A 24399-nucleotide genomic window follows, 5' to 3' on the forward strand; every position below is an offset into this window, starting at 1 on the left:
CGCCTCCGCCCTGCGGGCGATCTTCATCTCGGCTTCATGGGGCGGGTCTTCCCTGGACACCGATACACCTGCGGAAGCGACCCGCGAGGAGTGATCATGCCATTCCTTTCACGTCGACAGCTGACCGTGCTGGGAACGGCCGCGATGCTCGTCGCGACCGGCTGCACCAGTACCGGCCTCACCACTACGGGCACGAGTGCGCACCCGAACGGTGATCATGCCGCCGCCATGCGCCAGGAGCCCCCGGTGCCGACCACCGCCGAGGACTGGAAGCCGGTCGCCGACGTCCTCGGCCGGTCCGGCACCGTCATGGGCGGCACCGTCTACCGCGTCCCGCTGCCCCGCAAGGACCTCACCGTCACCACCCAGGGCGTGACCGTCAAGCCGGGTCTGGCGCTCGGCGGGTACGCGGCCTTCGCCCGATACCGTGACACGACCATGCTCATGGGCGATCTGGTCGTCACCGAAACGGAGCTGCCGAAGGTCACCGATGCCCTCCAAGCGGCGGGGATCGAGCAGACCGCGCTCCACAAGCATCTGCTGCAGCAGAGCCCGGCCGTCTGGTGGACCCATATCCACGCCATGAGCGATCCGGTCGGGCTCGCCAGGAGCCTGAAGACCGTCCTCGCCACGACCGCCACCCTGCCGTCCTCGCCGCCTCCGGCGACCCAGCCGGCCGTGGACCTGGACACCCGGGGCATCGACAAGGCACTGGACCGCAAGGGCACCGCCGACAACGGCATCTACAAATTCACCATCGCCCGCAAGGACACGATCAACGATGGCCCCTACCTCCTGCCGCCCGCCCTCGGACTCACCACCGGCATCAACTTCCAGCCCCTGGGCGACAAGAAGGCCGCCGTCAACGGCGACTTCGTCATGACCGCACCCGAAGTCCAGAAGGTCATCCAGGCACTGCGCAAGGGCCACATCGACATCGTCGAGCTCCACAACCACGGGCTCACCGAGCAACCCCGCCTCTTCTACCTGCACTTCTGGGCCACTGCCGACGGCGTCACCCTCGCCCAGGCCCTGCGGCCCGCCCTGGACACCACCAACCCCGCCCCGTAAACGCCCTGACCGGCAGGGCCCGCCCCCTATCGAGGAGCATCGTGATCGGCTGGTCCCAGATCGCCTACGGAGCCGCGCTGTCCGCCGTGGCCGCCGCCGTCCTCGTCCGGGCGGTGACGGGGAAATACGCCCTCGCCGTCTATGGGGCATTCGCGGCGGCCGCCGGACCGCTGGCATGGAACAGCATCCTGGTCGCCGCCCACGGGGACCGGTTCTTCACTGATGCTCCCGTGACGGTCTTCCCCGTCAGCTGGCAGGACACGGGCTCCGGCGTCTTCGCCTTCACCGTCGCGGCGCTGGTGTACGGGCTGGGGCCGCTCGCCCGCGAGCCCGCTCGTCGCACCGTCGGCTGCGCGCTGCTGACCGCGGCGGCCGCCCTGGCCATCGACGTCTACCTCTACTGAGACCCATGGCGGCCGTCCCGGTCGGGCCACGGACATCCACAGGCCGTCACGGCCCGCCGGGCTCGGGCCCCTTCATGTTCCGGGTGCCCGGACGGCCCCGCGCAAGCCGCGCACCGCAGCCCTGACGCCGTCCTGACCCACCATCGGAGCAGCCCTCCGAACCTCGACAAAATGCCATATGGCACATATACGACTTACGCTCGCCCTGTGATCAATGTGACGGGGCTTCTGAAGCGGCTGGCCATCGGCCGGGCCATGCGCAGCGAGGAGTTGCACGAGACCCTGCTGCCCAAGCGGCTGGCACTGCCGATCTTCGCCTCCGACCCGCTGTCGTCGGTCGCCTATGCCACGCAGGAGATCCTCCTCGTGCTCACCCTGGGCGGCATGGCCTACCTGCACTTCACTCCGTGGATCGCGGCGGCGGTCGTGGCGCTGATGGCCGTGGTGGTCCTCTCCTACCGCCAGGTCGTGCACGCCTACCCGAGCGGCGGCGGCTCCTACGAGGTCGTCTCGCAGAACCTGGGCGCCTCGGCCGGCCTGGTGGTGGCCGCATCGCTGCTGGTCGACTATGTGATGACGGTCGCGGTGTCGGTCGCCTCCGGTGTCGACAACATCATCTCGGCCGTGCCGGAGCTGGCCGGGCACCGTGTGGGGATGGCGGTGGGCTTCGTCGCCCTGCTGACCGCGGTGAACCTGCGGGGCGTGCGGGAGTCCGGGCAGGCCTTCGCCGCCCCGACGTACCTGTTCATCGCCGGCGTGCTGATCATGGTGATCACGGGCCTGCTCCGCTACGCCTTCGGCCACGCCCCCGTCTCCGAGAGCGCCGGCTTCGGCATCACGCCCGATCCCCGCGACGCGGGCCTGGCGGGCTTCGCGCTGATCATGCTGTGCCTGCGCGCGTTCTCCAGCGGCTGTACGGCGCTGACGGGCGTGGAGGCGATCTCCAACGGCGTCCCGGCCTTCCGCAAGCCCAAGTCGAGGAACGCGGCCGCCACGATGGGCATCATGGGCGCCATCGCGGTGGCCATGTTCATCGGCGTGACGACGCTCGCGCTCGTCGCCAAGGTGCACATCACCGACGACTCCTGCCGGCTGACGGGCCTGACGGGCGACTGCGGCGCGTACACCCAGCGCACCGTCATCGCCCAGCTCGCCGCCGCCGTCCTCGGCGGCGAGCGGAGCTTCGGTTTCTACTTCGTCCAGGCGGCCACGGCCCTGGTGCTGGTCCTGGCCGCGAACACCGCCTTCAACGGCTTCCCGCTGCTGGCCTCGATCCTCGCCCAGCACCGCTATCTGCCGCGGCAGTTGCACAATCGCGGCGACCGGCTGGCCTTCTCCAACGGCATCATCGCCCTGGCCCTGGCCGCGGGACTGCTGCTCTGGTTCTACAGGGCGGACGTCACCAGCCTCATCCACCTCTACATCCTGGGCGTCTTCACCTCCTTCACCCTCTCCCAGACCGGCATGGTCCGGCACTGGAACCGCGAACTGCGCGACGAGGCCGACCCCGCCGCACGGCGGCGCGGGCTGACGGCCCGGATCATCAACGCGACCGGCGCCGTCGTCACCGGCCTCGTCCTGGTGATCGTGCTGGCCACCAAGTTCACCCAGGGCGCGTGGCTGGCCGTCGTCGCGGCGGTCGTGCTGTGGGTGACGATGCGCGGCATCCGCCGGCACTACGACGCCGTCGCCGCCGAACTGGCCGTCACGGACCCGCACGCCGAACTCGTACGGCCCTCACGCGTGGTGGGTGTCGTCCTGATCTCCACCCTCCACAAACCCACCCTGCGCGCCCTCGCCTACGCCCGGGCCTTCCGGCCCGACCGTCTGGAGGCCCTGACCGTCTCGGTCGACCGGGAGGAGACCAGGACGCTCCAGCAGCAGTGGGCGGAACTCGACGTCGACGTGCCGCTGCGCGTGATCGACTCCCCGTACCGGGAGATCACCCGCCCCGTGGTGGAGTACGTGCGCTCCATCCGCCGCGACAGCCCGCGGGACGTGGTGGGCGTGTTCATCCCCGAGTATGTGGTGGGCCACTGGTGGGAGCACCTGCTGCACAACCAGTCCGCGCTGTGGCTCAAGAGCCGTCTGCTCTTCACCCCCGGCGTCATGGTCACCAGCGTCCCCTGGCAGCTCACCTCCTCCTCCCGCGCCGACCACCCCGCCCGCCGCGCCCCCGGCGCCACCCGCCGCGGCGAACCTGCCCCCGTCCCCCAGCACCACCGGACGGCTGACGGCGACCGCGCACGGCCCTAGCCTGCGCATTTCGTCCGTGATCGTGAGCGCGGGAGAGCGAAAGCGGGCAACACGCCCGGGAAGCCCGGAAGATAGTGCCCATGGTCACCATCACCTACGTCCGCGGCGACATCACCGAGCAGTCCGTGGACGCCGTCGTCAACGCCGCGAACTCCTCCCTCCTCGGCGGCGGGGGCGTCGACGGCGCCATCCACCGCAAGGGCGGCCCGGAGATCCTCGCCGCCTGCCGCGACCTGCGCGCCTCCCACTACGGCAAGGGGCTGCCCACCGGCCGGGCCGTCGCCACCACCGCGGGCCGCCTCCCGGCCCGCTGGGTGATCCACACGGTCGGCACGGTCTGACGCATTACCCCATCGCTGCTCACGCAGCGAGTGCTATCGCCTGAGTCCCCAAAGGGAGAGGGAGCGTTGTCACCTGCCCCGTATGCGTCATCAGCTCGGCCACCCGCGCCTCGAGGTCCAGGACGATCGACACGGCATTGCGCCCCGGTCGGGCGTGCGACCCATCGAATCGCAGCTCCGTCACCCGTACCGTTGTCGGGAAGTTGTCGCCATACTCGAACCGCACTCCCCCGGTTCCGGCGTACACCTTGACTCCCCAGAGCAACAGCTTCTCTCGGCGTTCCTCCGGAGTGGAGGCATCCCACCAGTCGGCATAGGTCAAGGCAGGGCAGGTGCAAGGTCCACCGCGACAACCATCCCTATGACGTTGCACAGTGATCCACTTCTCGAGCGGTCGGGCTGCAGGTTGGCTCGTCAACTCTTCGCGCTCAGCTGCCACTTCTCCCAGATGCGCCGCATACACGGCGGCCGAGATGCGCCCGACCTTGAACTCCGATTCGAGCTGCGACATCCGCCCGTCCAGGAGAGCCACCTGTGCCGCCCTGGAATCGTCTGCGACAGTACGTCGCTCCCTGACCGTGACATGCCCCACCTGGAACTTGAAGGCGGCCTCGATAAGCCCGTACACCTCATCGGCCGGCCACGAATGGCCCGAACAAGGTTTGAGCCCCCTCGCAGGACGCCCCGAGCATCGGATACGGGCTGTCTTGCTACGAGTTCGAGCCGTACCGTCTCCCCCCTTCGTCCAGAAGAGGGCATGAGAAGCCACTTCGACCCCCGGGCCATCGCAAAACAAGAAGCCACGCACAGGACTTGGGCGCCGAGGGCTTTGTGTCACTTGGACCTGCTGGACGACCTCCTGCAGCTGGAGCCACTCGATGTCAGTGAGGACGGGCTCCCCCATCAGCACGGGAGAACCATCGGTATGGCGGACCACCGTCCCGTCCGAACGCACACATTCACCGAGCACCGATCTCGACGTCAGAATGGCCTTCACAGCCGACGCCATCCACTTCGCACCCCGCGGCTTCGCCTTGTCACCCTCCAAGCGCGTGTTGCCCTCACCACGCCCCGCGCGGATACGGGCGATGTCTTGAGTTGTGGGAATGCCTCCCGTATTAAGCCAGTCGGCAACAACACCGTACGACCTCACCGACATGAACAGACGGATCATTTCCATCAGAACCGACCCATAGACAGGATCGAGACGCAGGGTGTAGCCGTCTCCGTCCTTGACGGCTACACGGCCGAACGGGACCAAGCCACCAGGCCATCGACCAGCCGCACGCAACGCCTCACGAGAGGCACGCACACGAGCCCTGATCGCTTCCAGCTCCGCCTCGGCGAGGACAGCCAGGATCTTGGCGATAGTGCGACCCCAGGAGGTCGAAAGATCGAACCCTTCTTCAATCGACACGAGAGACTTCCCGTGTTCATCGCACCAATCGAGCAAGGCACAAAGGTCCTTTACCGATCGAGCGATCCGGTCGATTTTGTAGACGTACAACACGTCGAAATCGTCCAGTAGGTTGTTGAGCCAATCACCGAGCTGGGGACGCAGCCATGGGGACAACGAAGCCGATACGTCGATATCCTCAGCCCAGCCCACCAGCTCCAACTCGTCTGCGTCTATCCTCTTTCGTATGCGTCGACGCTGGGTATCATCACCCGTCTGACCGACACTTCCAACCGACAGACGGATAACACCCAGCGCCCGCCCTACTGTTCCAGCACCAACTACCGCCAAACCTGCCTCACCTTTCAATCGCCTTGTTTTGATAAACATCTCCTCGGACTCGTGCATCCACCGCTCCCGGCCACTTGGCCATCACTAGTGTGAACCAGTAAGCATCCGACCAACCAGGCTCTGCAAGGTCTCTTCCCCTACTCTGCAAACCGCCTCCACTGCATACTGCAGTTCAGCCGTTCCGGACGCAGTACAACGAACCTCAATACCACCTTCGGAACCCCTTTGAACAACCAGCGTCAGACCGACCCTGGACGATCTAGCCCTACCCCGAGGGGCACGCTGACCGAGATAGCCTCCAACCTCACCTTCAACTGGATTTATGTAATCATTTGGGGACTGATAACGAATCACATCGCCCACTTCCTCTCTTACCGATTGGGTATCCCGTCAAAGCGACACAACCAAAGCACTGCATCCGCTACAGCTCCACCGCCAAGCGCAGCCGATTGCGAACTCTTCCATGGTTGCCACAATCTCCGGTTTGGTAAACCGGCGATCGTGGTCTATGTTGCGCTCATGCTCCAACCAAGCAACGCTTGTCTGACTATCAGCCGCAAAGCTGACCTATAGCGGATTGAGAGCAGCCGTTTCATAAGCCGCCGTGCCTCACAGATGCGCAACATCCTTGCGGCGATAGTGCGCCCAAGGGGGCAGTAGCCAGCCGGACAGCTTAGGCGCATAAATCAATGGAAGTGGGCTCCTCGCCAAATAATCCTGACAGGTCCGTTTGCCAGCCCTACTATTTCCGAGGTGCTGTACGTTGACATACCTCCAGAGCAGGTTCCAGTCTTTTGCGCCCAATTCTCGTCTGCTGTGGGCGAATTCCCGCTGGCCTATCACCAGGGCCTGGAGCAGGGGCAGGTGGCATCATCGTCGGCGTCCGCTCCGTCTGCCGTCGCCGGGACGCTCACCGACCTCGACGCGCAGCCCGGACAGCGCGTCCTCGCAGTCGGGACGGGCACAGGCTGGAACGCTGGTCTCCTCGCCCGCCGCCTCGGCGCCGAGGCGGTGACCACGATCGAGGTAGACCGCGCCCTCGCCGATGCCGCCCGCGCGGCCCTGGAGCGGCAGAGCCTCGGCGGGGTCACGGCGGTCTGTGGGGGCGGCTTCCAAGGGCACCCGCCGGGGACGCCGTATCATCGGGGTACCGATCGCCGACCACCGGATGTGGCCCGTCAACGGCCGCGGACTGCTCGACGACCACAAACGCTTCCTCCCGCTGCTCCGCGACGGCATCCCCGCCCAGGCCCTCGCCGACGTCGGACACCCCTGGCCTATGACCGCGCGCCGACCCGTCACGACGTGTTCTCCTCGCCCGCGTTGAGGGCGCGCAGCACCAGGGTCCGCGACATCGCCGGGGCGGCCCGCTTCGCGAGCCCGCGGCGCTTGCCTGGGCCGTCCTCCGCCCGCAGCGCGACCCCGACCAGCTCGGCCCGTCGCGTCTCGGCGGCCCGCGCGGCGAGCACGCCGGCCACCGCCTCCTCCATGTCGGCGGGTGGTCCACACCTAGACCAGCCGCCGACGGCACCAACTCGGTCGGGTCCTGGTCTATGTGTAGACCACCGACCGCCGACGACGCGCCCGCCGCGGCCTGGTCTACGTGTGGACCACCCTCCTCGGGTGCACCGTGGCCCGGCTCTTTCCTGATGGTGGGTCAGGGCGTAGTGGGCGGCGTTGGCGTAGCACGCCTTGCCGGGCATTTTCCGGAGCCCCGGTGGGGGCGGTGCGAGGGTGAAGCGCCGGCCGTGGGCGAACACAAGGTGGTGCGTGGTCCGGTGCGCCCAGGTCTTCGTGCCGGGGTAGTCGTGCTCCATCCTCCGGGCTTCCTGGCGGATGGAGCTGAGGAGCCAGGCGGTGCGGTCCTGCCGCGTCGGCGCCGTGGTTACGAAGCGTCCGTGCGGGGGGGCGGGGCCGAAGAGTTCGGTGATCGGGGTGGTGTAGGGGGTGATGAGGTCGGCGGACCCGTCCGGGCGGACGGATCGTCACCCCCTGGGGCCGTCTCGGGCACGTCGCCCTGACCGTCGCCGCCGACGGCAACTCGGCGACCGGGTGGATGCAGGGCCTGGCCGCATTCATGCCCAGCCGCACCACCACCACCGAAAACCGCCGCAGCTGGCGACAGGTCCACGGCGACCGGCCCGCGGACAACCAACGCGCCCTCACCTTCCTCCCCGGCCAGCTGGAGGACGGCAACGCCCTGTTCGTCCTGCGCGTCTGCCTACCCGACGTCGAGGCCTTCACCCGGACCGGCGACGACGGACTTGTCACCGGCTTCCTCCACGACGGCCGTTCCTCCTGGGCCACCCTCACTCCAGTCGGAGACGGCGTGGCCCACACCTGCCAGGGTGGCCCGCGCCGCCTGGCCGACGAAGCGAATCGCGTCCTCGCCCACTGGACACGGGAGCGCGAGCCGTCGCTGTACGACTTCGGCATGACCGTCCTGCCCGACGGGCAGTTCACCTGGCACAAGGACCCCGATACCGGCCCCCACCGGCTGCCCCTCGCCGGGTGACCAGCAGAGGTAAACCGGCCCGCCGAGCGCCCGGCGGCCCCCCGTCAGCCGAGCCAATGGCTGATGCCGCCCTGGCCGTCCGTGCCGTTCCACACCACGGCTCCCAGCCAGATCGGAAACCAGAACACCTCCTCCGGCAGGATGGAGGAAGCAGCCAGGATCCAGGCCAGGATCCCCGCGGCGGGCAAGGCGCTCAGCAGCAGACAGCACCAGCCACCCCTGTCGGTAGAAGCGGGCGGCAGCGTTGAGTTCGTAGGCACCGGGAGAAGGTAAGCGAGCACCCGCCGCCTGCACATGAGCATCGCTACCTAGATCCCGTGGGGTCGCGTACCTGTCCGTGCGGCGCGCGCTGTGTTCTTCGGCGTCGACTCAACACGGCGGGTGAGCTCACCCGTCCTTGAGATGGGCAAGGATTTCTGCGAGTGGCAGGTCGAGGTCGTCCTTGTCCGCCTCCCACCGTTTCATGACCTTGGCAGTTGCCTCGGCGAGATCGGTCGGGAGCGCGGCGGAGCGAAGGGCGTCGGCAACTTCGTGCATCTCGGGTCGCCATCGCCAGGCGCGGGCGGCGACGCTGGGGAGGTAGTCCGGGTTGGAGAGGATGTCCGAGGCCATAATGTGTGCCTCCTTGGTGAGGAGGTCGCCGACGCCGTGTTCGTGGGCGAGGCTGTGGGCGACCGCGGCAAGGGTGCGGGCGGCCTTCTGGTAGCTGGCGAAGGCCATCTTCAAGGCGGAGGCGGAGCCTAGCGGGGCGGCCATGGGCTGGACGATGACATCGGTGCCCTTGAACACTCGCTCGACGGCCGACGTGTCCTGACCGGCGACGTACAGCCGGATCCGCTTCCCGTTCACCGGAGGCGGGCCGAAGATCGATCCGTCCACCACCTGGCTGCCGGGGCAGCGTGCCGTCACCAGGGCGGCGATACGGCTCATGCGCTCGGGGCTGATGGCGTTGGCGTCGACGAACACCCCGTCGAAGGCGTGGGCCGTGATGTCCTCGGCCACGTCCTCCGCGTACTGGGGTGGGCAGATCGAGAGAACGATGTCGCTGACGGCGAGCGCCTGGCAGAGGGAGTCGACGGGCTCGAATCCGGCCTGGCGGGCCCGTTCGCGGGTCTCCGCGCTCCGGCCGGCGGGGAGCCACAGCACGCGCGCGCCGGAGCGCGCGGCATGGGCGCCGACGGCGGCGCCCATCGAGCCGGGGTGGACGAGGGTGATCGTGGTCATGCGTGTTCTCCGGGCGGGAGGAGGGCCGCGCGGGCTCGGTGGGATGCGCTGTGTGATCGTACGGCGTCGGTGAGACCGAGGGCGAGGGGTGTGGTCGCTGCGGGGTGGAGGGCCAGGCGGCGGGTGAACTGTTCCAGGCGGCGGGCGACGCTTTCGGTCGGGCGACGGTGGGCGATGGCCAGGACGGTGTGGACTTGTTCGACGGCTCCTTCGACTTCGTTCCGGAGGAGGCGGGCGGCGGCGAGGTCCATGCGGGCGAGGGAGAGTTCGCCGAGCCTTCGCTGGGCCGGCGGGGCGTCTTCGAAGAGGGCCACGGCTTCTTCGGCGAAGGTCTCCGCTTGGCGGAGGTTGCCGTTCCGGCCGAGCCAGAGGTGGGTGGTGCTGGCATAGAAGCGCTCTTTTGCCAGGGGGAAGGCCATCATGCCACCGGGGTTGTCGGTGTCGTCCGACAGCGCCTCACGCAGTTCACCGGCGTCATGGATGGCTTCCAGGGCCTTGGTGGCGTTGCTCATCATGCCGTAGGCCCGTGCCTTGATGCTTGCGAGACGGATGTGCGCGGTGCCGTGCTCCGGGATGAACTTCTTCCCGGAGTCGGCCAGTTCGATGGCGTCGAGCGGGCGGCCATCCCAGTAGGCAATGAGGGCTTGCAGCCCGCAGACCCAGGCTCTCAGCCCCTCGTCCCCTCCCAGCTCGGCGCAGAGGGAGGCGGTGCGGGCCTGGGTCTCGGCGGCCGGGTAGTACCCGAGGTCGAAGCTGGCGTTGGCCAGGATGGCGCACAGCTGACCGGCGATGAGGTGAAGGTCCTTGCGGTACGCGGGTAGCTGTCGGCCGTCGAGGATGTCGAACACCTCAGCGCATTTTGTCCTCGCCTCGATCAGCGACGCCTCGATCGGCTTGCTCGGATAGGTCGCCACGATGCGTCGCACATCCGCCTTGTACTGCGCCAGAGCGGTGGGGCCGACGTTGGTGGACTCAGCGCTGGCCGCGAAGCGGGCGCTGTCTTCTGCGGCGGACATCACCACCTCCTCGATGTCGTGGAGAGGCTGTTCCCTCCTCACTTCGCATTGTGCGACAGCAGCTTGGGGAGGTGAGCTGCCACCACCCTCCGTAAGGGGCTCGAAGAGTCGCTCGGCAGGGATCTGGAACATGTGCTCCAGGATGAGACGGGCATCGGTGTTGGGGCGCTTGACCTTTCCACCGACCCAGCGGTCGAACTGCCGCTCACTCACCGTGGCATCCCGCAGGCCACTGCGCCGGCCCGACCCGGCCGCAAGTGCCGCCGCAGACGCCGCATAGCGGGCCGCGAAGGATCTGTACGCGGTCAGCTTCTTCTCCTTGAGGAGAAGCTGGAACACCGTCTTGCCGCGAGAACTCCCGCTCATGCGCTGCTCCGTTGTGTCGGCGGGCTGAAGCCCGAGGTGCGTGCTCGTCTGCCCTTGATACGCCGTCTCCGAGAGCGTTGGGGAGGTCTACCTGCGAAATGGCGTCAAGGTGACGGAGGATGACGGAAGGTGTCGGCGGGATGACGGTAGAGATGTCGGTCGCCGTGGTTCAGGCTAAGCCCGCGTCACCGACACCTCACGGGGTGTCACGGTGCGTACCCCCTGAGCTGGCCGTCGCCTGGTGTCCCGCGGCGGTCAGCCATCCCACTTGCTCCACTTCCCCGGAGGCGAGACCCATGAGCCCGGATCCGGCCACGTCCGCACCGCTTCCCCGTCGGGCGCCCCGCGCCAGCCTCTCCGCCCCGTCGCGGACCCTGCCCGGTGCGCCGTCCCGGCCGGGCCGTCAGGACCCCGCGGTTCGTCCGCGCAGTGTGTTGGCCAACGCCTTCAGGCGGCGCGGCCGCCGGACAGCAGCGCCCGCCCGCCGTTTAGAGCTGACGGCCGCGCGCGGATCCCCCCGCCGCGTGGCCGTCAGGCCGGTCTCCTTCTCCCCCGCGGAGCTGTTGCGGTACGGGGGTCCGCGACCTCCGGCCGCGGCGACCTCGGAGACGGAGCGCCCGCCTCTTCCAACCCCGGCTAGAAGGGGCGGGAAGGCCGGCCGCAGGGGTGCCCACGGGCGATCCCCCGCCGTGGGCACCCCCGCCAGCTGATTGTCGGCGCGTCGTACTCGGGTCGGAGTCCGCGCGCCCGCAACCGCCCATGTCCCGGCTGGTGCACCAGCCGGGACATGCCACCGCCCTCGCGGAAGGGCGAACCCCCGGGTGGGGGCGCGGACTTAACGGCCCCGCGCCCCACCACCCCGCTGTCCGCTGCCCTCCCGGCGGTCTCCTCGTCCCCTTTTGTCGTCGAAGCCGAAGGACGTCGTCTCCCGTGACCCCGACACTCCTGGCCCCCGCTTCACAGGCTCTGCTGGCCCGCACCCCGTACATCACCGCGTGGGAGTACGAGACACCGGTGCAGGCGCCGCTGGTCCTCGCGCGCGTCTGGGGAGTGCCCTGGGGAATCGGATTCGGCAAGGAGTCGCTGTACGACCGGGACATCAACCGGGTGCTGTGGAGCGCCTGCGGGATCATGCCGGGCCGGGGCAGGCCCGACTACCGCCGTATCCACCCCCAGCGCCAGCGTCGCTGCATGGGCAGCCTGCTGTGCCAGGTCTGCGCCGGGCGGGCCGACGAGACCGAGCAGGGTCTGCTGTGGCTGCTGGATACCGAAGGGCTCGCGTCGCCGGTTCCCGCGGAGGAGGAACGCACCACGCATCCGCCGGTGTGCCGCCGCCATGTCGGGGTGGCGATCGGCCTGTGCCCGACCCTGCGCCGCGGGCACGTCCTGGTGCGGGTCAAGGAGCCGGTGGTGGCCGGTGTGCACGGGCAGGTCTACCGATACTACGCGGATCTGCTGCGGGCGGGCCGCCACTTCCTCGTTCCCGACGGCGAGAAGCAGTACGTCAACTACACCGATCCGCGGGCGCGCTGGACCCTGGCCGGGCAGCTCTTCGCGGAGTTGCACGGCATCTCGCCCGTGATCGGTGACGAGTACGACGCCATCCTGCGGGAGGTGTCGCCGGCATGACGACCACGGTCCGGACCCAGTGCCCGACAAGGCCACTGTGCACGTGCAGCGGGACGGCGCACTCGTCGGGCAAGGGGTGCGCGCTCTACGCCCCGTTCTGGTTCTGCGGTCTGCCGCGGCCCTTGCCGACGGGCATCGCCTTCTGCGCGGTGCGTCTGGCCGAGCATCACGCCCGCGAGGCGCTGGAGGAGATCGGGCCGCGTCCGGGCCCGGTCTTCGCCGACCACGATCAGGCGTACGTCGTGCTCCCCGCGCGGACCAGCGCCGAGGCGTGGCCCTCGATCGCCCGCTTCTGCGGGCCCGGCACGTTCGTCACGGTGCCCGCCCCGCAGTCCACCGCCACCGGCCCGGCGGGCCTGCGCTGGCTGGTCAACCCCCGCACCGCCAAGGCCCGGTTCACGCCCGAGCTGATGCTGCGCACCGCCCTGTCCGTCCTCGTCGAGCGCCTCGACGCCCACAGTGCCCATCAGTAAGGAGAACCGTGCCATGACGGATGACGCAGCCGCTTCCGCGGACGACAGTCCCTCGCCGGCGGGATCCCGTGACGAGGCGTGGGCCGAGGCGCTGCTCGATGACGTGGTGGACCTCCTGCGCCTCGGCGAGACGATCCGGAGCGATGCGGTCGAGCGGGCGGTGCGGGCGGTGCCGCGGCACCGGTTCGCGTCTGAGACGCTTGTGGAGGAGGTGTACGACCCCTATGTGGCGGTGCCGGTCGCGGCGGCGGAGCACGGGGGGACGCTGGCGCCCTTGAGCATCCAGATCATGTTGCTGGAGGAGGCGGGGATCGCCCCGCGGGCGCGGGTCGGGGAGTGCGGCTCGGGCGGCTACGCGGCCGCGCTGGCACGGGAGCTGGTGGGCCCGCGGGGTGAGGTCGTGTCGATCGCCGCCCCCGGCGGCACGGACCGGGTCAACCGGCTGCTCACCGAGGCCGGTTACGACGACGTCCGGGTGGTCCATGCCGGAACCGAGGGCCCGGTTCCCGGCCTTGAGCCGCTGGATGTGCTCCTCATCAACGAGTCGGTCTGGGAGGTCCCGCCCGAGTGGGGCCGGTGGCTGGCGGCGGACGGCCGGCTGGTCCTGCCCTTGCAGATCAAGGGACTGACCCTGGCCATCGCCTTCGACCGGGCGGGCGACCGCCTGGTCAGCACGTCGGTCCAGCACTGCGACTACGCCTTCCCCGACAGCGCGGCCGCGCACGGGCCGGTCTTCGTGGGGGTAGGGGATCTGGCGTTCCGCTTCGACGACGAGGGCCCTCTTCAGCCGCAGAAGCTGCACCGGCTGGGCCGGGCTCCCTCGGCGGAGCGCGCCGAGATATGGACCGGTGTGCACATGGTGCCGCCCGAATCCGTCGTCCCTCTGCTGCTGTACCTGGCGGCCCATTTGCCGGGTTTCTGCACGATGACGGCCGCGCCGGGCGTCGACGACCACGGTCCAGAGGAACTCCCCGTCCCCGCGGTCCTGGTCGGCGCGAGTTTCGCCGGGCTCGTGATGCGGCCCGCCGCGGAGAGCGCGGAGAGCTTCGAGTTCGGGGTTCAGGGGTTCGGGCCCGAGCGCCAGGAGGTCACCGGGCTGATGGCCAGCTGTGTCCGCGCCTGGAACGAGCTCCGGCATACCGCTCCCCGGATCACGATCGTCCCGGCCGATACGCCCGAGGACCGGATGCCGGCCGGGCAGGTCATCGAGAAGGTCCACTCCACGGTCGTCCTTTCCTGGTCCCCGGCAGCGCGCTGCCCGCAGGGCGGTTGATCGCGAGGCGTTGCCGTCTCGGGTGCCCGTGACCTGCCCCGGCCGGTGAACCCGGCCCCTCTTCCTCATCTCGTTCTCCCGGCCCGGTGGCAGGAGTCGGTGAGCAGTCCTCGGATATCAGGAGGTCAGCCGTGCACAGCGTGGGTACGGGCCGCGAATTCCTTCAGGCCGGGGAGCGGGACGGGGGCGTACAGCAGGTCGACGGTCAGCGCGCGAACCGGCGGGCGGGACGCTTCTTCGGAGGCGTGGTGCTCCAGTGCCCGCAGGGCGGCCCAGGTGCGCTGATGGTCGCCGAGCTGGTGCCACATGCGGGCGACGTCGGTGAGAAGGCGGGCGCGGCGTTCGACGGTGGGGAAGTCGGCCGGAGTGATGCGGCGGGCGTGGTCGACGGCGTCGTCCGGGGTGCCGAGGGCGTTGCAGACGCTGATGCGCATGGCGGTGCACTGCGCGGGGGTGGCCTGGAGGGTGGTGAGCCGCTGCCCGGCGCCGGGCTCGCTGCGGGCGGCGGTCTGTTCGGCTTCGTCGAGCAGGGCGGTGGCCAGCGACCGGTTGCCGGTGAGAGCGGCCTGGTAGGCGGTGGTGAGCTGCAACGAGGCGCCAACAGCGCGGGTATGGGGGTCGCCGGTGTCACCGAGGGAGGTCCCGGTGCGGGTGAGCTGGTCGAGGGCGGCCTGGTGGAGGCCGGCGTGGCGCATCGCGATGGACAGGGCGCGGGCGGCTTCTGCCTGCGGGGCGGCCTGTCCGGAGGCGAGGGCGGCAGCGCGGGCCCGGTCGGCGGCGACCCAGGCCGTTTCCGACCGCACCTTGGCGGCGAGTTCGCAGGCCAGGGCGTAGACCCCGGAGGTCGTCGCGCTCGCGAGTTCGCGGTGATGGCCGGTCAGGTAGGCGGTGGTGGCGTCGGCCGCGGCCAGGAGAGCGGGCAGGGTCTGCGCCAGGTCCGCGTAGTGGGCCTGTTCGAAGCGGCCTCGGGCGGTGTGCAGGGCACGGGCCAGGCGGGGCACGGAGACCGGACGGCCGGAGGGCGGGTTGAACAGCGCCGTCTCCAGCACGACGGCCGGATCCGCGATGGGGCGGCCGCCGGGGGCTGCGGCGGCCGGGGAGCTGGTGACGACGGCCGCGCCGATGCCCGCGGCTCCGAAAAGGAACTTCCTGCGGCGCACGCTCTCCTCCTGGCCCTCGACGTCCTCAGCGGTCACCGTAGCCGCCGCGAGGACCACCGCACGCAGGGTTTGCCCATCCAGTGGCTGGTCTCGCCCCGGGGGGTGAGCGGCGCTGATCAGATCGTCGGGCGGGATGCCCAGGGCCTCTGCGATGCGAATCAGGCTGTTCCAGCCCGGGACCAGATCGCCCTTCTCGACACGGCAGACCCAGGACGCGGAGTAGCCGACGAGCGCGCCGAGGTCGGCCTGGGTCATCGGCGGGTCGCGACGGTCGCGACCGGCGCGGATCAGGGCTCCCGCCGCGCGCGCGGGCGTGAGGTGCTGGGCTCGCGCGGCGTGCAGCGCCATCGTCTCTCCCTGTCCCGAGGACGGGTCCACGGTAGCCGCAGCCCACCAGCCAATCCAGAGCACGTGACCCGAACTTGCAGGTTCTGCAAGGCACTTGAGCAATCGCTCCGGTCGGTGGCCCGCAGGCCGACGGCCCGCGCAGACTCCCGTTTCAGGCCCGCCACCCCAGGGGTGGTCCCGGTGGGCCAGCGGGTTCTTGAGCGCGAACCGGACCGGGACCCCCGTGCGGGGTCCCTGGTGGAAGGAGAACCGATGAAGGAGATGGAGCAGGGGCGTACGGGGGTGTGGCTGGTCGGTGCGCGCGGGTCGGTGGCGACGACGACGGTGGTCGGTGCGCTGGCGATCCGTGCGGGGCTGGCCGGCACCGACGGCATGGTGACGGCCCAGCAGCCGTTCGCCACGGCCGGTCTTCCGCGGGTTGAGGACCTGGTCTTCGGCGGCCACGACACCGCGAAGCTGCCGTGGCCGGTCAAGGCCAGCGAGCTGGCCGAAGCGGGGGTCCTCCCGGCGCAGTACCCGCGGATGCTGGCCGAGGAGCTGGAGGAGGCGGAGAGCCGTCTGCGGCCGGCCCCGGCCAGCGGACGTCCCGGGCAGGACGCCGAGCAGATCGTCGCGGACCTGACCGAGTTCGCCGAGCGGGAAGCCCTGGAGCGGGTGGTGGTCGTGCACGTCGCCTCCACCGAGCCGGCCGCCGCCGAGCACCCGGCGCACCGCGATATCGGCGCGCTCGATCTGGCGTTGGCGGCGGGCGAGGAGGCGGTGGTGCCGCCGAGCTCGGTGTATGCGTGGGCGGCGATGACGGCGGGCTGCTCCTACGTCGATTTCACTCCGTCGACGGGGGCGCGGTTACCGGCGCTGGACCAGCTGGCGGTGCGGGAGCGGGTGCCGTACGCGGGCCGGGACGGCAAGACCGGGGAGACGCTGGTCAAGGCGGTGCTCGCGCCGATGTTCGCCCGGCGGAGTCTGCGGGTGGAGTCGTGGTCGTCGGTGAACCTGCTCGGCGGCGGGGACGGCGCGACGCTGGCCGAGCCGGGGGCGAACGCCGCGAAGACCGCCAGCAAGAGCGGGACGTTGCAGGCGATCCTCGGCTACCAGCCCGACGGGCAGGTCCGCATCGACAACGTGCCGACCCTCGGGGACGCGAAGACCGCCTGGAACCTCATCACCTTCTCGGGGTTCCTGGGCGGGCGGATGCGGATGGAGTTCACCTGGTCCGGCCTCGACTCGGTCCTGGCCGCCCCGCTGGTCCTCGACCTGGCGCGGTTGACCGCCCGCGCCCACCAGACCGGCCACTACGGCGTCCTGGAGGACCTCGGTTTCTTCTTCAAGGACCCGCACGGCCACCGGCTGGCCCATGACCTGGCCACCCAGTGGGAGCGGCTGTGCGCCTTCGCCGCCGCTCTGTCCCCCGATGCGGCCCCGGCTGCCTGACCCGCGAGGAGACTTGTGATGGAACGCAGCAATCTGACGTATGTGGCCGCGCCGGTCCGGCGTGCGGACGAGCCGTTCGAGCTCGTCGAGCGCAAAGGCGTGGGCCACCCCGACACCCTGGCGGACGCGCTGGCCGAGCACCTGTCGGCCGTCTACTCCCGCTACACCCTCCTGCGCTTCGGCGCGGTCCTGCACCACCAGTTCGACAAGACCGGCATCCTCGGCGGCCGCGTGCAGGTGGGCTTCGGCGGCGGCCGCATGCTCTCCCCGGTGCGCGTTGTGCTGTGCGGGAGGGCGTCCGGCTCCTTCGCCGGCACGGCGATCCCCGTCCGCCAGCTGCTCACCGAGGCGACGCACCGGTTCTTCGCCGAGCGCTTTCCCATGCTGGATGCGGAGCGGGACCTGCGGCTGCTCTACGAGGTCAGCCAGGGCGACAGCCCCGGCGGCATCGGCGCCAAGAACGGCACGAACGTGCGCAGCCGGTGGTTCGCACCGCAGTCGCTGGACGACCTGCCGGAGGTGAAGCGGCTCGCCTGCAACGACACCTCCTCCGGGACGGCGTTCTGGCCGCCCACCCCGACCGAGCAGCTCGTCCTGGACGTCGAGCAGGTGCTGGCCGGTGAGGTGCGGCCGGCGTGGCTTGGCAGCGACATCAAGGTCATGGCCCACCGCGCCGGATCGCGCGTGCGCGTCACGTGCGCGGTGCCGCAGCTCGCCGCCCACGTCCCGGACATCGAGACCTATGTGGCCAACCGGAAGGCGGCCCGGGCGGTGCTGGAGCAACATGCCGCCGAGCACTACCCGGACCTTCAGGTGGAGTTCTGGCTGAACACCCGGGACGACGACCGGCGTCCCGAGCTCTACCTGACGCACACCGGGTCGTCGATCGAGACCGGCGACGAGGGGCTGGTCGGTCGCGGCAATCGCTACGGCGGCCTGATCTCGGCGATGCGTCCGTTCACGATGGAAGGTATCTCCGGCAAGAACCCCGTCTACCACACGGGCAAGGTCTACTGCGTCGCGGCGGACCTGGCCGCGCGTGCGGTCCACCGGGAGTTCGGGCACGGCGCCGAGGTGCTGCTGGTGGGGCAGAGCGGCCGGGAACTCGCCGACCCGTGGGCCGCGGTCGTCCGCACCGAACCGGCCGCAGACGGCGCGCCCGCCCCGGGGATGGAGGCGGTGGCGCCGCTGGTCGACCAGGCGCTCGCCACGCTGCCGCAGACCGTCGAGGACATCCTCGCCGACGCCTACCCGATGTACTGACACCACCAGGAGAGGGGCGGGCATGAGGGGACAACCAGCCCTGGCCGGGGGGATGTTCACGGCGGGGGTGGACCAGGCGACGCCCGGGTACCGGCTGCCCCTGGACCACCTGATCCTGGCCGCCGGCCGGGCCGGTTTCTCCGTTCTGGAGGTGCCCGCCCACGCCGTCGCCGACTACTACGCCCGCCACGGGACGAGCGCGCTGAAGCGGCTCCTGGATGAACAGGGAGTACAGGTCGGGCAGTTGTCCTGTGGCACCGGGATCCCCGCCGACCTCACCGCACCGTCCGGCGCCTGGCCCGAGGCAGTGCGCCGCTGGGGGACCGTGTGCCACCTCGCGGAACGGGTCGGCTGCGGGCGGTTGTCGGTGTTCGTCCCCCGGCCGGCCACCGACGCGCGCCTGGTGACCGGCCGGCTCTCCCAGCTCGCCCGGATCGCCACCGGCCACGGCTTGGTGGTGAGCGTGGAGGTGCATGCCCCCGCGTTGCTGGGGCAGGCCGCGCAGATCGTGCAGGAGGCCCGGAACGAGGGGGAGGTGGGGCTGCTGGTGGACGTCGCCGCGCTCGTCCTCGCCGGCCGGGACCCGCTCGCGGACCTCGCCGCCTGGCCGCCTGGCACCGTCACCTGGGTCCACCTCGCCGACCTCCCCGAGCCCGGCCCCGCCGCGCCGCGGCGGGTGCTGCCCGGCCACGGCCGACTGCCGCTGGCCGACGTCCTCACCGCCCTCCACCACCACGGCTACACGGGTGTGGTGTCCGTCGAAGTCCCCCGCACCGACTCGACGCGGCGGGCGGCGGCCGCGCGCCTGTCCTGGGCGGCCGCCGCCCTGACCCGCCCGGGCCTCGCCCCCTTCTTCACCCCGAAAGGTGACGTCCTGTGACTGAAGTGCCCGCGGCAATAGAGCTGGCCCGGAGGGAGTTCGGCATACCGGCGGGCGTCGGCCAGCTCCTGGGCGGCGGCGCGACCGCGAACATCCTGGTGCGGCTGTCCAACAGCGCCCGCACCCGCACCTGGGTCCTGCGCTGCCCGCTGCGCGATCCCCGCCCGGCCCGGCTGCGCTTTCTGCTCGCCTTCCAGCGGGCCGCCCGCGCCAAGAACGTTCTCGTCCCCCTCTCCTGGCCCACCGCCGACGGCCGGCCCTGGGCGCGGGACTCCGACGGGCGGCCCTGGGTCCTGCTCACCGACCTGCCCGGACGCCCCCTCACGACGGTCACCGCCCTCCTCGCCGAGCAGGCCGGGGCCCAGCTCGCCGCCCTGCACCGCCTCCCGCGCAAGCTCGGGAACGTGCCCGCGGTCGGCCCGGACAGCCTCTGGCACGCCTGGGTCACCCACCCGAACGCTACCTGGAGAACAGTCGCCGAGGTCCTCGGCGACGACCACCGCCTCCTCAACCCCTACCGCCTGTACGTCGGCCTGCTGGACCGGTACGCCGAGCCGCTGCACGGCCTCTCCTCGGCGTCCACCGCGTGGACGCACGGCGACTTCCACGGCCACAACATCCTCCACAACCGCAGAGGCATCACCGGGCTGATCGACCTCGACGGCATCGGACGACGCCCCCGCATCTGGGACCTCGCCACCGCCGTGCTCATGCTCGCCCGCACCGGCAGCGGCGACTACCGCCTCCAACCCCACCTCGCCCGCGCCATCCTGTCCGGCTACGAACAGCACACCGCAACACCGCTGACCGATATCGAACGCGCCGCCCTGTGGCCCTCGATGCTCCTCTCCCAGCTCCCCGACCCTCACCACCTCGCCGCCCTGCGCACCACCGAACGCCCCCTCACCCCCGCCCTGATGCGCCCGCTCGCCGCCCTGACCGCACTGCGCCACCAACACACCTACCTCACCCGCATCCTGACCACCGAGAGGACCCGATGACCACGGCCTACCTGCTGCGCTGCGCCGACGCCCGCGTCGCCGTCCACGGCAGTGACGACGTCCTCAAGCCGCTGATCGACGCCTGCCGCCCCTACTTCACCGCCACCGAGTTCCTGCCCAGCAGCGCCCCCGCCCGGCCCTGGGCAGTCCACCTCGACGACACCGCGTGCGGAAAGCCGGTGCCCAGCCGGGCCGGAATCCCGGTCCGCCTGGATGCCGAGCACCGCACGCTCGTCGTCGCGCCGCCCCGGCCCGCGACCAGCAACCGGCCGCACATCCGGCTGCTCCGTGCGCTCATGCGACGTCAGCTCGCCGCCGCGGGGGAGACGTTCGTTCCCGCGGCCGTCGTCAGCGTGGACGGCCGCGGTCTGGCCCTGGCCGGGCCGACCCACGCCGGGAAGACGACGACCGCACTCGCCCTCCTCGACCGCCACCCCGCCCGCACCCAGCTGGTGGCGAACGACGACTCCTCCCTTCGCCGCCGCCCCGGCCCCGGCGTCGTGGCCCGCGGCTACCCCCGGGCCGTCGAGATCCGCCACGCGACCTTCCCGCATCTCGGGCCGGCCGCCGACGCCCTGACCGCCGTGGCCCAACCCGAGGGCCCCGACGACGCGGTGTGCCTGCACCCCCAGGACGTGGCCCACGCCCTCGGCACGAGCACGGCCGCCGACGTGCCGCTGGGTGCCCTGGTCCTCCTCGCCCACGCACCCCGCGACGACGTCCCCGGCCCCGCCCTGGCCCGGCTCTCCCCCACCGAGGCCACCGCCGCCCTGACCCCCCTCGTCGGCGACGCCGACCCCTACGAGACCTGGCTCGACCTCCACCTGCCGACCCCCCGGCCCCGCCGCGCCCCGGTGGCCCGCCTCGCCCGCACGGTGCCCGTCTGGCGCCTGACCCAGACCCTGCACACCCTGTACCACTCCGCCGATCTGCTCACCGAGCTCGCCGCGGCCCCCGGAGGCATCCGATGACCCTGCCCGCCCTCGTCGAACAGCACCCCGCCAAACAGCTCGCGCGCATCGCCTTCACCCAACTCACCGGCGAACAAGTACACCGCCTGGTCCGCCTGCAAAAGGGGTGGGGCCACATCTCCTGGACCGTCCGCACCCACTCCGGCCGCTACCTGCTCAAGACCGGCCTGCGCCGCCCCGCCCTCGCGGACCTCTACCGCCAGGTCGCCGCCCAGCAGCAAGCCGCCGCCCACATCCCGACCCCGCTCGTCGTCGCCATCAGCGACCACGGCGCAGCCCTCCAACGCCCCTGCTACGTGCAGACCTGGCTTGACGGCGTCGACGGAGAAGTGCTCCTGCCCCGTCTCGGGCCGCAGGGCGTGCAGCACTTCGGCCGGGCCCTGGGCGCAGCCGTCGCCGCGATGCACCAGGTCCCCGGGCCGCGCTTCGCCGAGGACTGCTCCGGCGCCGTCACCTACGCCTCCTGGACCGACGCCTGCCACGCCCGTCTGTCCCGTGTGACGGCCGCCAACGAGAAGGCCGCCGTGCTGGACACCGGCGTCCTGAGTACGGTCGTCGACCACCTCGCCGAGCGCATCGGCGACCTCCCCCGCACCATTACGCCGCGCCTGACCCACCGCGACCTCTATCTGCCCAACGCCCTCCAACTCGCCGGAGCCAACGGCGCGGTCGGCCTGATCGACTGGGAATCCGCCGCCTTCTACGACCCCGTCTGGGACTTCGTGAAGCTCGGCATGTGGGTCTTCGACCGGCACCCCGAGCTCCGTGCCCCCTTCATGGACGGCTACGGGCCGCTGCCCGGCGCCTTCGACGAGCGGCTCGCCGTCTACCAGGGCATCGAATACCTCGCCGGCTTCCCGTACTTCGGCGCCGCCTGGCCCGACGCCACCATGCTCACCGGCTTCCGCCGCTTGCTCAACGACTGGCTGGCCACCCACTGCCCGACCGGGACCCGCTCATGACCAGGCCGCAGGACGCTCCGGTCACGCTGGTCGTCGGCGGCAGCAGCAACACCGGCGCCGCCGTCGTCCACCGCCTGCACACCGACGGCCACCGCATCCTCGCCACCCACCACCAGCACCCCGACCGCGCCCACGCTCTCACCACCCGCCTCGACCCCCACCAGCACCACCTCGCCTTCACCGGCGCCGATCTCACCGACCCGACGGTGCCCGAGCGGCTCGTCGGCGAGGCCCTCGACCGGTACGGGCGGCTGGACACGGTCGTCCACTGCGCCGCCATCATCGACACCACACCCCTGGACCAGCTCACCGCCGACCGGTTCGACGCAGTGCTGCACACCAACGTCACCGCCCCGTTCCTGATCCTGCGCGCCGCCGCCGACCAGCCCACCCTGCGCGCCGCAGTCACCGTCTCATCCATCGCCGCCACCTACACCGGCCCCGACTCCCCGGCCTACGAAGCCTCCAAGGCCGCCCTGGCCATGCTCACCCGCTCCCTGGCCGCCGCGTACGCGCCGCGGATCCGGATCAACGCCGTGGCCCCCGGCACCGTCGAGACCGAGCGCAGCCTCGCCGACCCCACCTTCCCCCGCCGGATGCTGTGCGAGCACATCCCCCTCCGCCGCCTCGCCGCCCCCACCGACATCGCCAGCGTTATCGCCTTTCTCCTCGGCGGCGGCGCCGCCTACCTCACCGGCCAGGTGATCACCGCGGACGGCGGCCTCTCCCTCCACCTCACCCGCCCTGTAAGGGACCCGCGATGACCGATCCGCACCCGCGCGGCCGCGAGGCCGCTCAACGCCTGCGCCATCTCGTCCCGGCCGGCGCCCACGCCTACAGCAAGGCCGCCGACCAATGGCCCGCCACCGCCCCGCCCCTGATCAGCCACGGCCAAGGCGCCTGGACCTGGGACATGGACGGCCACCAGTACGTCGACTGGTTCGCCGGCCTGACCTGCTGCCCCCTCGGCCACGCCCACCCCGCCGTCACCCAAGCCGTCACCCAGGCCCTCCAGCGCGGCACCGCCTTCCAACTCCCCACCCTCGCAGAGCTGGAGGCCGCGGAGACCTTCCTCGGCTTCGTCGCCACCGGCGACGACATGGTCAAATTCGGCAAGAACGGCTCCGACGCCGTCGACGCCGCCCTCAAACTCGCCCGCTACGCCACCGGCCGCACCCACATCGCCAAATGCGCCGAACACCCCTTCTTCTCCACCGGCGACTGGTTCATCGGCACCACCGCCGCCCGCGGCGGCACCCACCCCGAACCCGCCACCCGCACCCTCGACTTCCCCTACAACAACACCCCAGCCCTCGAACAGCTCTTCACCGACCACGGCCAACACCTCGCCGCCGTCATCCTCGAACCCCTGCGTTTCACCCCGCCCGACCCGGTGTTCTTCGCCCGCCTGCGCACCCTGTGCACCACCAACGGCACCGTCCTCGTCTTCGACGAGACCGTCACCGGCCTCAAGTACCACCTCGGCGGCGCCCGCACCCTCACCGGCATCGACCCCGACCTCACCTGCTGGGGCAAAAGCATCGGCGGCGGCCTGCCCGTCTCCGCCCTCACCGGCAAACGCGCCCTCATGGAACTCGGCGACCACGCCCGCCCCCGCCCCGGAAACCCCCCGCTGCTCCTGCTCTCCACCACCCACGGCAGCGACGCGGCCGGGCTGGCCGCCATGAGGGCCACCGTCCACCAGCTCGCCACCACCGATGCCATCCCCCGCGCCCACGCCACCGGCGCCCAACTCCGCACCACCATCGGCGGCATCCTCGCCGACGCCCACCTCGACACCCATATCCGGCTCACCGGCTACGACTGCTTCCTCAACATCGAAACCCACGGCACCGGCCACATCTCCGGCCCCCAGCTCAAGACCCTCTTCCTCGCCGAACTGATCCGGGCCGGCGCCCTGGTCCGCGGCATCTTCTACCCCACCGCCGCCCACACCGCCAAACACCTGCACATGACCGAGAGCGCCGTCCGCCACGCCGCCGACACCTGCCGCAAGGCCCTCGACGGCACCTTCCTCCCGCCCGCGGCTCCCAACCGGCCCCTGTGA

21 protein-coding genes and 2 pseudogenes are annotated in these 24399 nt (G+C 70.8%); 17 read left to right on the plus strand and 6 right to left on the minus strand.

The features are described 5' to 3' along the window. Positions 1-96 precede the first annotated feature (96 nt). From AB8735_RS01465 to AB8735_RS01480, 4 genes and pseudogenes are all read left to right on the plus strand, one after another. On the plus strand, positions 97-1071 hold the full coding sequence (locus AB8735_RS01465; protein WP_372404538.1) for a DUF1259 domain-containing protein: 975 nt from the start codon (positions 97-99) through the stop codon (positions 1069-1071). 41 nt (positions 1072-1112) lie between these two features. Then, entirely contained in the window at positions 1113-1475 is a 363-nt protein-coding gene (locus AB8735_RS01470) for a hypothetical protein (RefSeq protein ID WP_372404541.1), read from the plus strand. A 255-nt stretch (positions 1476-1730) separates the two neighbouring features. After that, a complete protein-coding gene (locus AB8735_RS01475) occupies positions 1731-3731 on the plus strand; it encodes an APC family permease (protein ID WP_372411749.1) in 2001 nt (666 codons plus the stop codon). Between the two features lie 80 nt (positions 3732-3811). Next, positions 3812-4069 (plus strand): annotated as a pseudogene (locus AB8735_RS01480) (macro domain-containing protein); the annotation flags it as partial. Between the two features lie 22 nt (positions 4070-4091). Here AB8735_RS01480 and AB8735_RS01485 read toward each other — a convergent pair. After that, complete coding sequence (locus tag AB8735_RS01485; RefSeq protein ID WP_372404544.1) at positions 4092-5876, minus strand: recombinase family protein; 1785 nt, start codon at positions 5874-5876, stop codon at positions 4092-4094. An 807-nt stretch (positions 5877-6683) separates the two neighbouring features. On the opposite strand from AB8735_RS01485, the pseudogene AB8735_RS01490 reads away from it, so the two are divergent. Beyond that, positions 6684-6905 (plus strand): annotated as a pseudogene (locus AB8735_RS01490) (protein-L-isoaspartate(D-aspartate) O-methyltransferase); the annotation flags it as partial. A gap of 212 nt (positions 6906-7117) precedes the next feature. Here AB8735_RS01490 and AB8735_RS01495 read toward each other — a convergent pair. Beyond that, entirely contained in the window at positions 7118-7309 is a 192-nt protein-coding gene (locus AB8735_RS01495) for a hypothetical protein (protein WP_372411964.1), read from the minus strand. Positions 7310-7896: 587 nt separating this feature from the next. Between AB8735_RS01495 and AB8735_RS01500 the strand changes: the two genes are divergently transcribed. Then, on the plus strand, positions 7897-8334 hold the full coding sequence (locus AB8735_RS01500; protein ID WP_372404547.1) for a hypothetical protein: 438 nt from the start codon (positions 7897-7899) through the stop codon (positions 8332-8334). Between the two features lie 44 nt (positions 8335-8378). On the opposite strand, the gene AB8735_RS01505 is transcribed toward AB8735_RS01500, so the two are convergent. The 3 genes from AB8735_RS01505 to AB8735_RS01515 all read right to left on the minus strand — a co-directional run bounded on the left by AB8735_RS01505 (position 8379) and on the right by AB8735_RS01515 (position 10940). Next, positions 8379-8594, minus strand: a complete 216-nt coding sequence (locus AB8735_RS01505) for a hypothetical protein (protein ID WP_372404550.1) — start codon at positions 8592-8594, stop codon at positions 8379-8381. Positions 8595-8721: 127 nt separating this feature from the next. Further along, positions 8722-9558 (minus strand): DUF1932 domain-containing protein, encoded by an 837-nt coding sequence (locus tag AB8735_RS01510; protein WP_372404552.1) that lies wholly within the window; start codon positions 9556-9558, stop codon positions 8722-8724. Next, entirely contained in the window at positions 9555-10940 is a 1386-nt protein-coding gene (locus tag AB8735_RS01515) for a hypothetical protein (protein WP_372404555.1), read from the minus strand. The genes AB8735_RS01510 and AB8735_RS01515 overlap by 4 nt, the downstream gene beginning before the upstream one ends. A 930-nt stretch (positions 10941-11870) precedes the next feature. Between AB8735_RS01515 and AB8735_RS01520 the strand changes: the two genes are divergently transcribed. The 3 genes from AB8735_RS01520 to AB8735_RS01530 are packed head-to-tail and all read left to right on the plus strand — an operon-like array spanning position 11871 to position 14315. After that, entirely contained in the window at positions 11871-12569 is a 699-nt protein-coding gene (locus AB8735_RS01520) for a hypothetical protein (RefSeq protein WP_372404557.1), read from the plus strand. Then, the gene (locus tag AB8735_RS01525) at positions 12566-13042 is read left to right on the plus strand and encodes a hypothetical protein (RefSeq protein ID WP_372404560.1); all 477 of its coding nucleotides are present in this window, start codon (positions 12566-12568) and stop codon (positions 13040-13042) included. Before AB8735_RS01520 ends, AB8735_RS01525 begins: the two co-directional genes overlap by 4 nt. A gap of 13 nt (positions 13043-13055) precedes the next feature. Then, a complete protein-coding gene (locus AB8735_RS01530) occupies positions 13056-14315 on the plus strand; it encodes a methyltransferase, FxLD system (RefSeq protein ID WP_372404562.1) in 1260 nt (419 codons plus the stop codon). A 125-nt stretch (positions 14316-14440) separates the two neighbouring features. On the opposite strand, the gene AB8735_RS01535 is transcribed toward AB8735_RS01530, so the two are convergent. Continuing rightward, positions 14441-15823 carry a helix-turn-helix domain-containing protein gene (locus tag AB8735_RS01535; RefSeq protein WP_372404565.1) on the minus strand — a complete coding sequence of 461 codons (1383 nt, stop codon included), beginning with the start codon at positions 15821-15823 and terminating at the stop codon, positions 14441-14443. Between the two features lie 252 nt (positions 15824-16075). On the opposite strand from AB8735_RS01535, the gene AB8735_RS01540 reads away from it, so the two are divergent. Genes AB8735_RS01540 through AB8735_RS01575 form a run of 8 tightly spaced genes read left to right on the plus strand, consistent with a single transcriptional unit; the run spans position 16076 to position 24399 of the window. Beyond that, the gene (locus tag AB8735_RS01540) at positions 16076-17254 is read left to right on the plus strand and encodes an inositol-3-phosphate synthase (RefSeq protein WP_372404569.1); all 1179 of its coding nucleotides are present in this window, start codon (positions 16076-16078) and stop codon (positions 17252-17254) included. 18 nt (positions 17255-17272) lie between these two features. Next, on the plus strand, positions 17273-18517 hold the full coding sequence (locus AB8735_RS01545) for a methionine adenosyltransferase (protein ID WP_372404571.1): 1245 nt from the start codon (positions 17273-17275) through the stop codon (positions 18515-18517). 22 nt (positions 18518-18539) lie between these two features. Further along, positions 18540-19397 (plus strand): sugar phosphate isomerase/epimerase family protein, encoded by an 858-nt coding sequence (locus AB8735_RS01550; RefSeq protein WP_372404574.1) that lies wholly within the window; start codon positions 18540-18542, stop codon positions 19395-19397. Then, the gene (locus AB8735_RS01555; protein WP_372404576.1) at positions 19394-20398 is read left to right on the plus strand and encodes a phosphotransferase enzyme family protein; all 1005 of its coding nucleotides are present in this window, start codon (positions 19394-19396) and stop codon (positions 20396-20398) included. The genes AB8735_RS01550 and AB8735_RS01555 overlap by 4 nt, the downstream gene beginning before the upstream one ends. After that, on the plus strand, positions 20395-21369 hold the full coding sequence (locus AB8735_RS01560; protein ID WP_372404579.1) for a hypothetical protein: 975 nt from the start codon (positions 20395-20397) through the stop codon (positions 21367-21369). Before AB8735_RS01555 ends, AB8735_RS01560 begins: the two co-directional genes overlap by 4 nt. Then, complete coding sequence (locus AB8735_RS01565) at positions 21366-22331, plus strand: phosphotransferase family protein (protein WP_372404580.1); 966 nt, start codon at positions 21366-21368, stop codon at positions 22329-22331. The genes AB8735_RS01560 and AB8735_RS01565 overlap by 4 nt, the downstream gene beginning before the upstream one ends. After that, complete coding sequence (locus AB8735_RS01570) at positions 22328-23095, plus strand: SDR family NAD(P)-dependent oxidoreductase (RefSeq protein WP_372404583.1); 768 nt, start codon at positions 22328-22330, stop codon at positions 23093-23095. Before AB8735_RS01565 ends, AB8735_RS01570 begins: the two co-directional genes overlap by 4 nt. Further along, the gene (locus AB8735_RS01575; RefSeq protein ID WP_372404586.1) at positions 23092-24399 is read left to right on the plus strand and encodes an aminotransferase class III-fold pyridoxal phosphate-dependent enzyme; all 1308 of its coding nucleotides are present in this window, start codon (positions 23092-23094) and stop codon (positions 24397-24399) included. Before AB8735_RS01570 ends, AB8735_RS01575 begins: the two co-directional genes overlap by 4 nt.

Origin of the sequence: Streptomyces luteireticuli (assembly GCF_041519305.1) — a bacterium.
GTDB lineage: Bacteria > Actinomycetota > Actinomycetes > Streptomycetales > Streptomycetaceae > Streptomyces > Streptomyces luteireticuli.

Excerpts from the sequence above, each read along its gene's own strand:
- AB8735_RS01465 (WP_372404538.1), top strand. The coding sequence starts at position 97 with ATGCCATTCCTTTCACGTCGACAGCTGACCGTGCTGGGAACGGCCGCG.
- AB8735_RS01475 (WP_372411749.1), top strand. The coding sequence starts at position 1,731 with ATGCGCAGCGAGGAGTTGCACGAGACCCTGCTGCCCAAGCGGCTGGCA.
- AB8735_RS01485 (WP_372404544.1), bottom strand. The coding sequence starts at position 5,876 with ATGCACGAGTCCGAGGAGATGTTTATCAAAACAAGGCGATTGAAAGGT.
- AB8735_RS01495 (WP_372411964.1), bottom strand. The coding sequence starts at position 7,309 with ATGGAGGAGGCGGTGGCCGGCGTGCTCGCCGCGCGGGCCGCCGAGACG.
- AB8735_RS01500 (WP_372404547.1), top strand. The coding sequence starts at position 7,897 with ATGCCCAGCCGCACCACCACCACCGAAAACCGCCGCAGCTGGCGACAG.
- AB8735_RS01510 (WP_372404552.1), bottom strand. The coding sequence starts at position 9,558 with ATGACCACGATCACCCTCGTCCACCCCGGCTCGATGGGCGCCGCCGTC.
- AB8735_RS01515 (WP_372404555.1), bottom strand. The coding sequence starts at position 10,940 with ATGAGCGGGAGTTCTCGCGGCAAGACGGTGTTCCAGCTTCTCCTCAAG.
- AB8735_RS01525 (WP_372404560.1), top strand. The coding sequence starts at position 12,566 with ATGACGACCACGGTCCGGACCCAGTGCCCGACAAGGCCACTGTGCACG.
- AB8735_RS01530 (WP_372404562.1), top strand. The coding sequence starts at position 13,056 with ATGACGGATGACGCAGCCGCTTCCGCGGACGACAGTCCCTCGCCGGCG.
- AB8735_RS01535 (WP_372404565.1), bottom strand. The coding sequence starts at position 15,823 with ATGGCGCTGCACGCCGCGCGAGCCCAGCACCTCACGCCCGCGCGCGCG.
- AB8735_RS01540 (WP_372404569.1), top strand. The coding sequence starts at position 16,076 with ATGAAGGAGATGGAGCAGGGGCGTACGGGGGTGTGGCTGGTCGGTGCG.
- AB8735_RS01545 (WP_372404571.1), top strand. The coding sequence starts at position 17,273 with ATGGAACGCAGCAATCTGACGTATGTGGCCGCGCCGGTCCGGCGTGCG.
- AB8735_RS01550 (WP_372404574.1), top strand. The coding sequence starts at position 18,540 with ATGAGGGGACAACCAGCCCTGGCCGGGGGGATGTTCACGGCGGGGGTG.
- AB8735_RS01560 (WP_372404579.1), top strand. The coding sequence starts at position 20,395 with ATGACCACGGCCTACCTGCTGCGCTGCGCCGACGCCCGCGTCGCCGTC.
- AB8735_RS01565 (WP_372404580.1), top strand. The coding sequence starts at position 21,366 with ATGACCCTGCCCGCCCTCGTCGAACAGCACCCCGCCAAACAGCTCGCG.
- AB8735_RS01570 (WP_372404583.1), top strand. The coding sequence starts at position 22,328 with ATGACCAGGCCGCAGGACGCTCCGGTCACGCTGGTCGTCGGCGGCAGC.
- AB8735_RS01575 (WP_372404586.1), top strand. The coding sequence starts at position 23,092 with ATGACCGATCCGCACCCGCGCGGCCGCGAGGCCGCTCAACGCCTGCGC.